Origin of the sequence: Xanthomonas sp. NCPPB 4467, from assembly GCF_041475665.2 — a bacterium.
GTDB classification, from domain to species: Bacteria; Pseudomonadota; Gammaproteobacteria; order Xanthomonadales; family Xanthomonadaceae; genus Xanthomonas; species Xanthomonas dyei.
In genome coordinates, this window is the sequence record NZ_CM191260.1 from 3,400,297 (window position 1) to 3,413,670 (window position 13,374).

Genomic DNA, 13,374 nt, shown 5'->3' on the forward strand with positions numbered 1-13,374 from the left:
GGCCGTCAGGAAGACAGCCATCACCGGCTGCGGCCAATACCACCTTGCGCGTCGTCACCAACCCGCTGTGGGTGGCATGCAGACGTCAGCATGCACGCGCGGTGTGCGCTGCCTGCCACGGCTGGGCGTACCCGGCCAGCCGCCGCGCAGCGGTGTTGACTGTCGCGCTTAGTGGTGATGACCGCCGTCGCCGTGCACGTGCCCGTGATCGCGCTCTTCCTGCGTGGCTTCGCGCACTTCGATGATTTCCACATCGAAATGCAGGTCCTTGCCGGCCATCGGGTGATTGAGGTCGACGTCGACCACGCTCATGCCGACCTTCTGCACGGTGACCGCGCGCGGGCCGAAGTTGGTCTGCAGCACCACCTGGGTGCCCGGAATCAGCTTGGTCGCGCCGAAGTGCTTCTTGGGCACGCGCTGACTCAGGCCTTCGCGGTATTCGCCGTAGGCCTCGGTGGCCTTGACGTCCACGCCGAAGCTCTCGCCGGCTTCCTTGTCCATCATGGCCGCTTCCAGGCCCGGAATGATGTTGCCGTGGCCGATCATGATCGCCAACGGGTCACGCTCCTTGGAGCTCTCGATCGGCTCCTGGCCAATCTCCGAAACGGTGTAGTGGAAGCGGACGACGCTGTCTTTTTCGATCTTCATGCCTGGCTCTGAATGGGCTGCCCGGTGGCAGACGGTGGAAGACGGCTTGTCGGCCGCCGGGTGCGCCGCCATCATGGCGACCTTTCGAACCGCCCATTATCCCGGCTCCATGCATATCACGCCAGTTTTCGCCGCCCACGCGCATCGCGCCGCGGCCTGTCTGTTGCTGGGCCTGCTCCTGCTGGGCGGTTGCGCGCAGGCCCCGGTCAAACGTCCGGCCGCCGCACCGCCACCGTCAGCACGGGTGTGGCCGCAGGTGCCGCCGGCTGATCCAGCCGCCGCCAACAACATCCTGATGCGCGCCCTTGGGCTGGTCGGCACACCGTACCGGTTCGGCGGCAATACGCCGGAGACCGGTTTCGACTGCAGCGGCCTGGTCACCTATGTCTACAAGGACGTGCTGGCGCTGTCGTTGCCGCGCACCTCGCGCGACCTGGCCGCGATCCAGGGCCCACGGATCCCGCCCGAGAAGCTGGCCACCGGGGATCTGGTGTTCTTCGGCTCCGGCGGAAGCGTGAGCCACGTCGGCATTTATGTCGGTGAAGGCCGCTTCGTGCATGCCCCGACCACCGGCGGTACGGTCCGCTTGGATTTCCTCGACGGAGCGTACTGGCGTGACCATTATTCAGGTTCAAAACGGGTTTTACACTGAAGTGTGACGTGCATCACAAGTAATAAAACGGAAAGTTAACTTTTTTTGAACGTAACGATTCGTTCACCAAGGCATCATCCCGCATCGACAGCAGAATTGTGATTCCCGCGTGACGAACGACGAACAGATCAAAACTGGCGCCGCACCGCTTCCGCTCCGGAAACCGCTCCGCCTGCTATGCGCTACCGCTCTCTGGATTGCCGCACTGCCCGCGCTGGCGCAGACCGCCAATACCCCCCCATCCGCTGCACAGACGACAACGCCAGACAGCGCCGTCGCCGCCGAGAAAGCCGCAACCCGCAGCCGCGCCGACGCCGCTGCCACCGCTACGCTGGCCGCTCTGCTTCCTCATCTGGCCGCCAATGACGCCATTCCGCTGATGGACCGCTCGGCGATGTTCGCCGGGGACCTCAGCCGCCTGCTCGCCAATTACGATGTCTCGCAGAGCGCGGCCAATGCTGCGCAGAACGCCGTTGCCGACAGCCGCGTGCAGGTGATCCTGCAGCGTGCCATGGCCCTGCTGGGCACCCCATACGTCTGGGGCGGCGAGTCCACCGAGGGCTTCGATTGCAGCGGCCTGGTCGGCTACGTGTTCAAGACCGCACTCGGCATCGACCTGCCGCGCGTCTCGCGCGACATCGCCCGCGACGAATCGGCCGAATTGATCAAGGACCCGAACGCACTGAAGGCAGGCGACCTGGTGTTCTTCGGCAAGCGCGGCCGCATCGATCATGTGGGCCTGGTGGTCGGCGACGGCAAGTTCCTGCACGCGCCCAGCCGCGGCAAGGACGTGCGCGTGGATTCGTTGGCCAGTGGCTACTGGAGCGAGAAGTTCATCCAGGCGCGCCGGGTGCTGTAAGCCTGAGTGCCGCAAACGATTAAAAGAAAGCCGCGGCGAACCCGCGGCTTTCTTTTTGTGTTTTTCTTGTGGACGTCGTCATCGAAACGGTCATGTGACGGCCCTGTGGCAGCCGCTACTTTCAACGTTCTCGCAGCTGGCCCAGGCGCCCACACCAGCGCACTACGTCACGGCATCATAGGGTCAGGACGGCGCTGCAACGCTTACAGCAGCCTGCAAACGACTGTGCAGAGCCGCCAGGACAGCGCTGCCGGTACCCGTTGGGCATCTGCCACGCGTCCCCTCCGCTCCTGAGCGCGCCGCCCACATCACTGACGACGGCTCGCTACATTTTGTTAGCCGCGCTCAGCCGGACGTATCGGCCCGGTAGTGCGCCATGGTGTCCTCGATGCCCTTGCTCAGCTCCATCACCTTGAGTGCGTACTCGGCCAGGCGCTGATCTTCGGGCGTGTCCGGCCGCCAGGAGGGGACTTCCACCGGCGTGACGCCGTCCGGATCCATCGCCACGAACACGATGATGCAATGGGTGCATAAGCGCGAATCGCCGCCCATCGGGCTGCGCGCACGCACATCGATGGCGAAATGCATGCTGCTGCGCCCGGTGTAGACCAGCTTGGCCGACACCGCGACCAGATCGCCGATCCGTACCGGCGCCACAAAGCGGATGCCGCCTACCGCCACCGTCACGCAGTAATGCCCGCTCCAGCCACTGGCCGCAGCAAAACCGACCTGGTCGATCCACTTCATCACCACGCCGCCATGCACCTTGCCGCCGAAGTTGACGTCGCTGGGCTCGGCCAGAAAACGAAATGTCAGGTCACGTTGTTGGCCAATCACTGCACACTCTCACCAGGGGATGGGCTGAAAGTGTGCCATGCGCGCGCGTTGAAGGGATTCGCCCCGCGCACGCAGATGCGCTGCAGGAAAGCGCGGCCCTGCGCCTGCCTTGCAGGTCTCTCACACCCGCCGCACGTGATGACGAGACTCACACACCGTAGGCGCGTCCCCCAGGACTTGGCGCGTGCTCGCTTGCGCGCTCCGGACCAGCCAGATCCTCATCGACCACCGGTCCCTGGACAAATCGCACAGCTACAGCAAAGCGCGTGCAAGCCTGATCGAAAGTCACTTACTCTCCGCATTCGGGCAAGGCTGCCCGCAGCAGGAGGCAGCGCGTCATGTCGGACCGAAGACGATTCACCATCGAGCATGCAAGGCAGCATCTGGAACGCGACGGTTGGCCGCGCTTGCAGATGAGCGCCATTGTGTTGACCACGGCAACAGGCGGGCTGCTGGCCTCGTTCCTGCTGCGCAATGCCGGCGTCGATGCGATGGTGGTGCGCTACCCGATGGCGACGCTGGTCGCCTATGGCCTGTTTCTGCTGCTGATGTGGGTATGGTTACGCTGGCGCAACGACCTAGACGATGAACTGGCGGGCGACTGCGTCGACCTCGCCAGCAGCCAGACGCAGGACGCCTCGGGATGGGCCGGCCACGGCGGCAACTCCAGCGGCGCGGGTAGGTCCGGCACATGGAGCGCGCCATCCGGATCCAGCTCGAATGTTTCGGGGGACGGAGCACTGCCGGACTTCGTCGATGGCGACGCCGGACTGCCGATCTTGGCGATAGTGGCAGTGCTGGCCGCCGCCGCAGTCGCAATCGTTGCTGCCGCTTGGGTGGTGTGGTCGGCGCCGGTGTTGATGGCCGAGCTTCTGGTGGACGCGGCGCTGGCAGGCGGGCTGTATCGACGCATGCGCGGCGTGCAGGCGCAAGGCTGGTGGTGGTTATGCGTTCGCCACACGTTGTGGCCGCTGATCGGCGTGCTGACGTTTTTTATCGTGGTCGGCGCGGTCGCGCAGCACAAGGCGCCGCAAGCGACGACGTTGATGGAGGCCCTACAAGGGCGATGACGCCACCAAGCTACCGCCCCTGGTTGTCCTGCTTGCGAAGACACAACCACGGAAAATGCGGTTGCCGCAGTTTGAGCAGACGGCGCATACGCGCACGCAGATGGCGTGGATCGAACAGCCATTGCACTGCAAACGCGTCGAAGGCGGCATAGGTGTGCTGGTGGTATTGCTCGGCCAATGCAGGAACGCCAAGGCCGGTGAAATAACGCAGGCTGCGTGCAGCGCTTTGGTCGGCACGCTGCCGATCTGGATACAGGGGGCTGTCGAGGATGTGCAACTCGCCGTCGTCGCGCAGTTGCGCAAGCAGGTGACGCACCAAGGCCGCAGGATCGGCAAAATACTGGATGCATGCCGGCACCACGATGACATCGAAGACATCGTGTGGCAGCGCCAGGGTCTGGATATCGGCAGCGACAAAACTCAGCCGTTGGTCGTGGCCGAACACGCGCGCGGCCTGCGTGAGCTCCGTGCGATTGACGTCGATACCGCACACGTCACGCTGTAGGGACTGCGCCAGTAGCTGAGATAGCCAGCCGTTGCCGCAACCCAGTTCGAGAATGGCGCCCTCGCCTGCACCCTCGCTTGCGCGTGCTTGCAGATGCTGCACGAGCAAACTGCTGGACAGGGCGCGCACGCGCCATTCCAACGTTGTCCCCAGCTTGCCGCTGGGGCGCGGCAGGCTACGCACCTGCGCATCGGTATATAGCCGGCCTTCCTTGCGCCGCACCTCCAGATAGCGATCCTCGAACGGATCGTCGGCAAGCGTGCGTTGAACGAACACGCCATCCACGCTGTCCAGCGCGGGCAGCTGCGCCAGGCGCTCACGCAACACGGGAAATGCAACCGTCATGCGTGCCGCTCAGCGCAGCGGCTTGGCGCTGTCGGCGGGCGGATCTTCCAGCCCCACGTTGGTGGATGCCGACTCATAGACCGTCTTGTCCAGCAAACCGGTTTCCTTGGCCACCAGCACCGGCACCAACATCTGTCCGGTAACGTTGGTCATCGTGCGCATCATGTCGAGGATGCGGTCGATGGCATACAGATACCCGATCACTTCCAGCGGCAGGTTGGCCGCGCTGAGCACCACGGTGGCCATGATGACTGCGGTGCCCGGCACACCGGCGGTGCCGAAGCTGCCCAGCACCGAGGCGATCAGCACCACGAAGTATTGATTGGCAGTCAACGGCACGCCGGTGTATTGGGCGATAAACACCGCACACAGCGCCGGATAGATCGCGCCGCAGCCGTCCATCTTGATGCTGGCGCCCAGCGGCACCGCAAATGCGGCGTAGTCCTTGCTGACGCCCAGATTGTGGGTGATCGAACGCATCGCCACCGGCATCGCGGCAAAGCTCGACGAACTGACGAAGGCCACCTGCATGCCAGGCGCCGCGCCACGGAAGAACTTCCACGGGTTGAGCCCGTGCGCCAGCAACAGGCTGCTGTAGACCACCAGGATATGGATGGCGCAGGCCACATACAGCGCGAGCACGAAACTGCCGAACGGCAGCAGCTTTTTGAAGCCGTAGGTGCCGACCAGCCCGGCAATCAGGCCGAAGGTGCCGAGCGGAGTCATCTCCAGCACGAAGCGCGTCACCTGGATCATGATGTCGCTCAGTTGCCCGGTGAGCTTGCGCGCCTCGGCCACCCGTTCGCCAAGCTTGACCATCGCAAAGCCGAGCAATGCGGCAAAGAAGATCACCGGCAGGATCGACCCACGCCCGGCCACTAGCACGGTTTCGCCGGCCGCGTTGATCTTGCTGCCGATGCCGGTCAGTGCGTAGAACGGGTTGGACGGCACCACGTCCAGCAACACCTGGATCGGGCTGGGCACATCGCGCGGCTTCCACGCCGAGTCCACACTCAGGCTGAAATGCCCGGCGCCCGGCTGCATGAGCGTGCCCACCGCAAGGCCGACGCCGACCGCCAGCGCAGCGGTGATCACGAACCACAGGAAGGTGCGCCCGCCGAGCGCAGCGACCGACTTTTGCCCGTGCAACGACGAAATCGCATTGATCACCGCGAAGAACACCAGCGGGATCGCAATCATCTTGATCAGGGTGACGTACAGATCGCCGAGCGGGCCAAACCACACCTCGGCCGCCGGGCCCATCGCCGCACCGGCAATCGCGCCGAGAACGAAGCCGGCCACCACGCGCTGCCAGAACGGAATGCGCAACCAGGCCGCAACCAGTCTCATGTCGTCGAATCATCCGGGGGGAGAGTGCATGCACCTTAGCGCAGGCCTGGCTTGCCCGCGAGGCCACGACTGGAACAGCAGCGTGTCATCTGTGCGACGGACACAGGCCGGCATAATGGGCGCTGATTCAGCCACGAGTTCGAACCCGATGCGTTACCGCCTGCCTGCCCTCGCCGCCCTGACCACCCTGTGCGTGGCCGCCTGCGCCTCCACTGCCGGAACCACCGCATCCGCACCCGCCGCCATCCGCGTGGACGTGCCGCCGGTGACGCACCCGGCCGGCGAGACTCCGCAGTGGTGGTACCGCTCCGGCGCCGCGCGTGCGGCCGGCAACGGCGCCATGGCCGGCAAGGCACGCAACGTGATCCTGTTCCTGGGCGACGGCATGAGCCTGACCACGGTGGCAGCCGCGCGCATCCTGGACGGGCAGCGCAAGGGCGGGCCGGGCGAAGAGAACCTGCTGTCGTGGGAGCAGTTCCCGGCCACCGCCTTCAGCAAGACCTACAACACCGATTCGCAGACGCCGGATTCGGCCGGCACCATGACCGCGATCACCACCGGCGTGAAGTCGCACATGGGCGCGATCGGCGTCAGCAGCGGTAACCGCAGCGACTGCGCCGACAGTTTGAACAAGGGGCTGTTGAGCTGGTTGCAGTTGGCCGACAGCGCCGGCATGGCTACCGGTGTGGTCACCACCACCCGTCTCACCCATGCCACCCCGGCAGCGACCTACGCGCATTCGCCGGACCGCAACTGGGAAAACGATACCGACCTGCCCGAGGCGGCGCGCGCGGCCGGCTGCCAGGACATCGCCCAGCAGCTGTTGTCCACCGCCCGTTACGGGCGCGGCCCGCAAGTGGTGCTCGGCGGCGGCCGCAGCCAGTTCCAGACCGTGCAGGAGCGCGACCCGGAGTACGACGACAAGGTCGGCCTGCGCCTGGACGGCCGCGACCTGGTCGCCGAATGGAAGCAGGCGCATCCGCAAGGTGCGTACGTCTGGAACGAGCAGCAGCTGCAGGCCGCTGCCGGCGCACCCGCGCTGCTGGGCCTGTTCGAGCCGGACCATATGCAGTTCGACCACGACCGCAACCGCGGCCCGCAGGGCGAGCCCAGCCTGACCGAGATGACCCGCACCGCGATCCAGTCGCTGTCGCGCGACCCGAATGGTTTCGTGCTGATGGTCGAAGGCGGCCGCATCGATCACGCCAACCACGCCGGCAACGCCTACCGCGCGCTCGACGAGACGGTGTCGCTGTCCGATGCGGTACGCGCCGCAGTGGAAACTGCACCGGCCGACACCCTGATCATCGTCACCGCCGACCACTCGCACACGCTCAACTTCGTCGGCTACCCGGTGCGCGGCAACCCGATCCTGGGCAAGGTCCGCGGCACCGGCGGCGAAGAAGGCGACCGCAGCCAGCTGGCCACCGACCTGGCCGGCCAGCCCTACACCACCCTCAGCTACGCCAACGGCCCCGGCCACACCGGCGCGACCAACGCACAGCCTGCCGGCCCGAAGAAGTACCCGCACGAGCCCAGCAGCAGCGAGCCGGCCCAAGGCCGCCCCGACCTCACTCATGTCGATACCGAAGCGCCCAGCTACATGCAGGAGTCGCTGGTACCGACCAAGTCCGAAAGCCATGGCGGCGAAGACGTCGGCATCTGGGCCACCGGCCCGGGCAGCGCGGCATTCCGCGGCACGCTGGAAGAGAACGTGATCTACCACGTCATCGTCCAGGCGACCCCGCGTCTGCGCGAGCGCCTGTGCAAGGCCGGCACCTGCGACAGCGCCGGCGTGCCGGTGCAGTTGCCCACGCCGACCACGTTCGAGGCGGCGGCGAAGCGTTGATGTGCAGATGGCTGCGCAGCGGCGGCTGGTGGGTAGGCGATCAGCGCCACCGTGCCGGACACGTCTGCCGCATGGGCGGACCGCGTCTCGCATGATGCGCGGCGATGCGATGGTTCCGCTTCATCGGCGCGTGGTGCCCGGTACGCCACGCGCTGCGATGACGAGGAAGAGGAAGAGGACGACGATGGATGGTCGATGTTCCCAAGCCGCGCGATGCGATGCACGGATCGCTGACGTTCGCGCACATCGTTGGTTTGCCCATCCAGCAACGACCCGCATCGATTGAGCACCCGGTGACCGACACACCACCCCTGCTGCCCGCCACCCCGCCCGGCCCGGTGCTGATCGCCTACAGCGGCGGCATGGATTCGGGGGTGTTGCTGCACGCGCTGGCTGCCACGCCGGCGTACCGCGATCGCGGTCTGCGTGCGCTGCACGTACATCACGGCCTGCATGCCGACGCCGACGCCTGGGCCGCGCATTGCCAGCGCACCTGCGCAGCACTGCAGGTGCCGTTGCACATCGCGCAGGTGCAGGTCGCGCGCGATAGCGGCCTGGGGCTGGAGGCAGCCGCGCGTCAAGCGCGCCACGCCGCGTTTGCCGACAGGCTGGCGCCTGGCGAATGGCTGGCGCTGGCCCACCATCGCGACGATCAGGCCGAAACGTTTCTGCTGCGCGCACTGCGTGCATCGGGCCCGGACGGCTTGGCGGCAATGCGTGCGCAGCGCCCGTTTGCCGCCGGCACGTTATGGCGCCCATTGCTGACCCATGCACGCGCCGACCTGCACGCCTATGCACGCCTGCACGGCTTGCACTGGATCGACGATCCCAGCAACGCCGATGCCCGCTACGACCGCAACTTCTTGCGCACGCAGGTGCTGCCGTTGCTGCAGCAACGCTGGCCGCAAGCCACTGATGCCTTGGCACGCAGCGCGCAGCTGAGCGCCGACGCCAGCGATCTGCTGCTGCACGACGATGTGGCCGTGCTTCCGGGCCTGGTCACCGACAGTGGCGCACTGGATCTGCATCTATTACGCGCACAGCCCGCCGCACGCCGGCCGCGGTTGCTGCGTGTGTGGGTTACCGCAACCGGTGCACCGCCGCTGCCTGCGCAGGGCGTGGTTGCGTTGGAACGGGAAATCGACATCCACGCGCCGGATCGCCACGCCTGCTTTGCCTGGCAGCAGGTCGAAGTGCGGCGCTGGCGGCATTGCCTGTACCTGCTTCGTCCAACACCGGCATGGCCGGCGCAGTGGTCCGCGCGGTGGGATGGCGCGCAGCCACTGCAGTTGCCCGATGGCGCGCAACTGCAACTGCACGGACCCGCGGGGCTGCGCTTCGCGCACCCGCTGCTGGTACGTGCCCGACACGGTGGGGAGCGCATCGCGCTGCCGCGGCGCACGCACTCGCATCGGCTCAAGCATGTGCTGCAAACGGTGGATCTGCCGCCATGGCACCGCGATCGCCTGCCGATTCTGTGGGCCGACGATCAGGTGCTCGCTGCCGGCGATCGCATCGTCTCCGCTGCATTGACGGACTGGCTGCAGGCCAATGGCGCACGTCTGCAGTGGCGCATGCATGCCGACGCGAATTGACCCGCCTGCGCGCGCGCCGCACACTTTCGCAATGGCCAAGAAGTCCTTGAACGAAACATCCCCGGTTGCCCGCTTCGAACAGTCGTTGGAAGAACTCGAGCAACTGGTGCAGAAAATGGAAGTCGGCGACCTGAGCCTGGAGCAATCGCTCAGCGCTTACGAACGCGGCATCGGCCTGTACCGCGATTGCCAACAGGCGCTGGAACAGGCCGAACTGCGCGTCCGTCTGCTGACCGACCCGGCCCGCCCCGAGCTTGCCGAAGCCTTCGAGCCGCCGTCGCTGGACGGCGGCTGAGGTGAGTCCCGCGCTGTTCGAACACTGGATCGCTCGCACTGAACGCAGCCTCGACGCAGGCTTGCCAAGCGCCACGCTGGCACCGCTGCGTCTGCACGCGGCGATGCGGCACGCGGTGCTGGGCGGCGGCAAACGCATGCGGCCGCTGCTGGTGTATGCCACCGGTGCGCTGTTTGGCGCCGATGAAGACACGCTGGACACCCCCGCCGTGGCGGTCGAGCTGATCCATGCCTATTCGCTGGTGCACGACGACCTGCCGGCGATGGACGACGACGCGCTGCGTCGCGGCCAGCCCACCGTGCACATCGCCTTCGACGAGGCCACCGCCATCCTGGCCGGCGATGCACTGCAGACACGCGCCTTCGAACTGCTGGCCACCGCGCCCGTCAGCGCCGAGCTGCGCGTGGGCTGGTTGCAGAGCCTGGCCACTGCGGCCGGTGCAGCGGGCATGTGCGGCGGCCAGGCGCTGGATATCGATGCCACCGGTCAGTTGCAATCGCTGCACGCGCTGCAGCGCATGCACGCGCTCAAGACCGGTGCGCTGATTCGCGCCGCAGTGCGCATGGGCGCGTTGACCGGCAGCGCCGCGCCGGCCGACCAACAGGGGGTGGACGACTTTGCCGATGCGCTGGGCCTGGCCTTCCAGGTGCGCGACGACATCCTGGATGTGGAATCGAGCTCGGCGCAGCTGGGCAAGACCGCCGGCAAGGACGCTGCGCAATCCAAATCCACCTACCCCGCCTTGCTCGGCATGGACGGCGCCAAAGCCAAGCTGGCCGAGCTGGCAACCCGCATGCACGATGTGCTGCAGCCCTATGGTCCGCCCGGCGAGACCCTGGCGACCCTGGGCCGGTTTGCGGTGGACCGCGCGCACTAGGCGCGGCTAACCAAGCGTCGCGAGCCGCTGCCAGGCGCGTGTAAGCGACGCGCGGGCAGCGGAGTGCATCAGCCGCACATGCCGATTTCGAGCAACGGCTACGCCAGACCGCTGTCGCTTGGTCGCGCAGACGCTTTGGTAGTCGCTCCATGCGCGACGGACGAAGGGACGGCAGGTCTCGCCATGCGGGCATATCCGTTGCCTGGATCCAGCGCCTTCCATTCGCAGATCACGCTTCCCGGCAATCTCGCACCCACCGACAGCCCTCCCCACATTTACCTAACGCCCGGGGATGTCTGACATCGCCTGCAGACAGGCTTGGAGCGACGATTGCCGCTGCATCGACGGCGGAATGAGTGGTTACGAGCGCGATTGGGTGTGCCGAGAGTCCGACGCCGAAGTAGTCGCCCAGCACGTGACACCTCGTAACCGAGAGCCTATCGGTGTCGCGGTCGCCGGTACTCAGTGCCACTGGGCGACATCCAACGCATAGCTCCGTGACGCATCACGAGACTGCCCGCAGCCAAGGCATCCACAGCGGGTGGCGCACGCACTCATTCGCTTTGCGCGACATGTTTGCGCATTCCGTGCGCCACCGCACGGTCGCTTGCATGGGTCCATCCAGGCAACAGGCGAGCCTGGTCACAAAACGACACATTGCTCGCCAGATTTTGTGTCAGCCAGCGACACAGAACTGACAAATTTTCATGACGGCTTGCACGCTTTATTGATGAATTATCTACACCGGTGATACATCAGGACGCATGACCAATGCACGACATACAGAAATATCGCTAATTGAACGACTTGTCGCGCCCGGTCGCTCTGCCTAGGTTTGGGTTGCCCGCGCTTGCGGGCATCCCCCGACCAAGGAGAGTCACTGGTGAAGAATGTTTTTCTCGCATCGTTTGCAGCAGGCACGCTGGCCGTCGTCGGCGTGCTCGGTTCAGCGCAGGCGCAGTCTGTGCGCGGCCCGGTTCCGTTGACCATCGAACTGGCGCCAGTGGCCGACCAGGCCGGGCGACATCAAGGCAAGATCGCGGTAACCGTCACCAACAACGGCAGCCAGGTTGCCCGCGTTCCGACCTACCAGCTGCCGCTCAAGTCGCTGGACAACGGCATCCTGGAGGTGAGCCGCGATGGCAAGCCGGTGGATTACACCGGGCGTCTGGTCAAGCGCGGCCTGCCCAAGGCAGCCGACTTCACCATTCTGCAGCCGGGCCAGAGCGTCCAGGGCGAGGTGGATCTGGCCGGTGCCTATGACCTGTCCACCAGCGGCAACTACACCATCCAGGTGCGCTCCTCGCTGCAATACGCCTCGCTGTCCGATGGCAGCCTGATGAAGGCCGCCAACGGCCTGCCGGCCGTGGCCACCAGCACCCCGCTCACCGTCTGGCTGGACGGCGTCAACCGCGGCGTGCAGCGCCAGCTGGCCGTCGGCCCCACCGCCGTGGTCAATGGCATCAACTACCTCAACTGCAGCACCACCCGCACCAGCCAGATCGCCTCGGCGGTGGATGCGGCGCGTACCTACTCGCAGAACGCGCGCACCTATCTCAACGGCGGCAGCACCGGCGCGCGTTACACCACCTGGTTCGGTGCCTACAACGCGTCCCGCTACAGCCGGGTCAGCTCCAACTTCGTCAACATCGACAACGCGCTGGACCAGAACAACGGCCAGATCACCGTCAACTGCAATTGCACCGACAGCTCCTACGCCTATGTGTATGCGAATGCGCCGTATGAAATCTACGTCTGCAACGCGTTCTGGAGCGCACCGGTGCGCGGCACCGACTCCAAGGCCGGCACGCTGGTGCACGAGATGAGCCATTTCAGCGTAGTGGCCGGCACCCAGGACCGCGTCTACGGCCAGGCCGGCGCACGCAGCCTGGCCCAAAGCAATCCGGCGCAGGCCATCACCAACGCCGACAGCCACGAGTACTTTGCCGAGAACACTCCGGCGCAGAACTGATCGCATCATTGTCTGAAACGACAAAGGCACGGCAGCGATGCCGGGCCTTTGTGTTACGCGTGCCGGATTACTTGATCAGGCGCAGCGTGAACGGGTAGCGGTAATGCTCGCCGTTGTTGGCCTTGACCGCGGCCAGGATGCAGAACACCAGGCTACCGATCCATACCAGGGTCGGAAGGAAGAACAGGATGCCGAACGACACCATGGCCAGGATCACCGCCACGATCATGGCCAGGGTCACCGTGATCTGGAAGTTCAACGCCTCCTTGGCCTGGTCGGTGGCAAACGGCTTGGACGGGTTGGCGTCCTTGCTGATCAGCCAGATCACCAGCGCGCCGACGAAGTAGGTCACGATGCCCAGCAGGTGTGCGGCCAGCGCGAGGGTGCGCTCTTCCGACGGCGTGCTGCTGCCGACCGGCGGCGGTGGCGGCGCGGCGTGTGTCTCGAATTCGCTCATAGATCTCCCCGAACATGATTGTGGTGCGGCGGACTATAACAACGATTCATCTAGCCACCAGTG

General features: G+C 65.8%; 13 protein-coding genes. 8 read left to right on the forward strand and 5 right to left on the reverse strand.

Features of this window, described 5'->3' with window-relative positions:
- Positions 1-168: 168 nt before the first annotated feature.
- On the reverse strand, positions 169-648 hold the full coding sequence (locus tag ACCQ06_RS14975) for an FKBP-type peptidyl-prolyl cis-trans isomerase (protein WP_104616508.1): 480 nt from the start codon (positions 646-648) through the stop codon (positions 169-171).
- On the opposite strand from ACCQ06_RS14975, the gene ACCQ06_RS14980 reads away from it, so the two are divergent.
- Entirely contained in the window at positions 647-1,300 is a 654-nt protein-coding gene (locus tag ACCQ06_RS14980; RefSeq protein ID WP_211287716.1) for a C40 family peptidase, read from the forward strand. The genes ACCQ06_RS14975 and ACCQ06_RS14980 overlap by 2 nt on opposite strands.
- A 109-nt stretch (positions 1,301-1,409) precedes the next feature.
- Positions 1,410-2,159 carry a C40 family peptidase gene (locus ACCQ06_RS14985; RefSeq protein WP_055849980.1) on the forward strand — a complete coding sequence of 250 codons (750 nt, stop codon included), beginning with the start codon at positions 1,410-1,412 and terminating at the stop codon, positions 2,157-2,159.
- A 345-nt stretch (positions 2,160-2,504) separates the two neighbouring features.
- On the opposite strand, the gene ACCQ06_RS14990 is transcribed toward ACCQ06_RS14985, so the two are convergent.
- On the reverse strand, positions 2,505-2,996 hold the full coding sequence (locus ACCQ06_RS14990) for an acyl-CoA thioesterase (protein WP_055849978.1): 492 nt from the start codon (positions 2,994-2,996) through the stop codon (positions 2,505-2,507).
- Positions 2,997-3,409: 413 nt separating this feature from the next.
- Here ACCQ06_RS14990 and ACCQ06_RS14995 point away from each other — a divergent pair, with 413 nt between their 5' ends.
- Positions 3,410-4,066: a hypothetical protein gene (locus tag ACCQ06_RS14995; RefSeq protein ID WP_316692610.1), complete on the forward strand. Its 657-nt coding sequence runs from the start codon at positions 3,410-3,412 to the stop codon at positions 4,064-4,066.
- Between the two features lie 10 nt (positions 4,067-4,076).
- Here the strand turns inward: ACCQ06_RS14995 and ACCQ06_RS15000 are convergent, their stop codons facing one another.
- Both ACCQ06_RS15000 and ACCQ06_RS15005 read right to left on the reverse strand, forming a co-directional pair.
- Positions 4,077-4,916 carry a class I SAM-dependent methyltransferase gene (locus ACCQ06_RS15000; RefSeq protein WP_316686900.1) on the reverse strand — a complete coding sequence of 280 codons (840 nt, stop codon included), beginning with the start codon at positions 4,914-4,916 and terminating at the stop codon, positions 4,077-4,079.
- A gap of 9 nt (positions 4,917-4,925) precedes the next feature.
- Positions 4,926-6,266: a dicarboxylate/amino acid:cation symporter gene (locus tag ACCQ06_RS15005; RefSeq protein ID WP_316686902.1), complete on the reverse strand. Its 1,341-nt coding sequence runs from the start codon at positions 6,264-6,266 to the stop codon at positions 4,926-4,928.
- A gap of 115 nt (positions 6,267-6,381) precedes the next feature.
- On the opposite strand from ACCQ06_RS15005, the gene ACCQ06_RS15010 reads away from it, so the two are divergent.
- The 5 genes from ACCQ06_RS15010 (at position 6,382) to ACCQ06_RS15030 (ending at position 12,854) form a co-directional block, all read left to right on the forward strand.
- Positions 6,382-8,115 carry an alkaline phosphatase gene (locus ACCQ06_RS15010; RefSeq protein WP_316686904.1) on the forward strand — a complete coding sequence of 578 codons (1,734 nt, stop codon included), beginning with the start codon at positions 6,382-6,384 and terminating at the stop codon, positions 8,113-8,115.
- 293 nt (positions 8,116-8,408) lie between these two features.
- Positions 8,409-9,710, forward strand: a complete 1,302-nt coding sequence (tilS, locus tag ACCQ06_RS15015; RefSeq protein ID WP_316686906.1) for a tRNA lysidine(34) synthetase TilS — start codon at positions 8,409-8,411, stop codon at positions 9,708-9,710.
- A gap of 31 nt (positions 9,711-9,741) precedes the next feature.
- The gene (locus ACCQ06_RS15020; protein WP_005995187.1) at positions 9,742-10,005 is read left to right on the forward strand and encodes an exodeoxyribonuclease VII small subunit; all 264 of its coding nucleotides are present in this window, start codon (positions 9,742-9,744) and stop codon (positions 10,003-10,005) included.
- Position 10,006: 1 nt separating this feature from the next.
- A complete protein-coding gene (locus tag ACCQ06_RS15025; protein WP_316686909.1) occupies positions 10,007-10,882 on the forward strand; it encodes a polyprenyl synthetase family protein in 876 nt (291 codons plus the stop codon).
- An 883-nt stretch (positions 10,883-11,765) separates the two neighbouring features.
- Complete coding sequence (locus tag ACCQ06_RS15030; protein WP_104616500.1) at positions 11,766-12,854, forward strand: M35 family metalloendopeptidase; 1,089 nt, start codon at positions 11,766-11,768, stop codon at positions 12,852-12,854.
- A 67-nt stretch (positions 12,855-12,921) separates the two neighbouring features.
- Here ACCQ06_RS15030 and ACCQ06_RS15035 read toward each other — a convergent pair whose 3' ends face one another.
- The gene (locus ACCQ06_RS15035) at positions 12,922-13,311 is read right to left on the reverse strand and encodes a DUF4870 domain-containing protein (protein WP_228323076.1); all 390 of its coding nucleotides are present in this window, start codon (positions 13,309-13,311) and stop codon (positions 12,922-12,924) included.
- Positions 13,312-13,374: the final 63 nt, after the last annotated feature.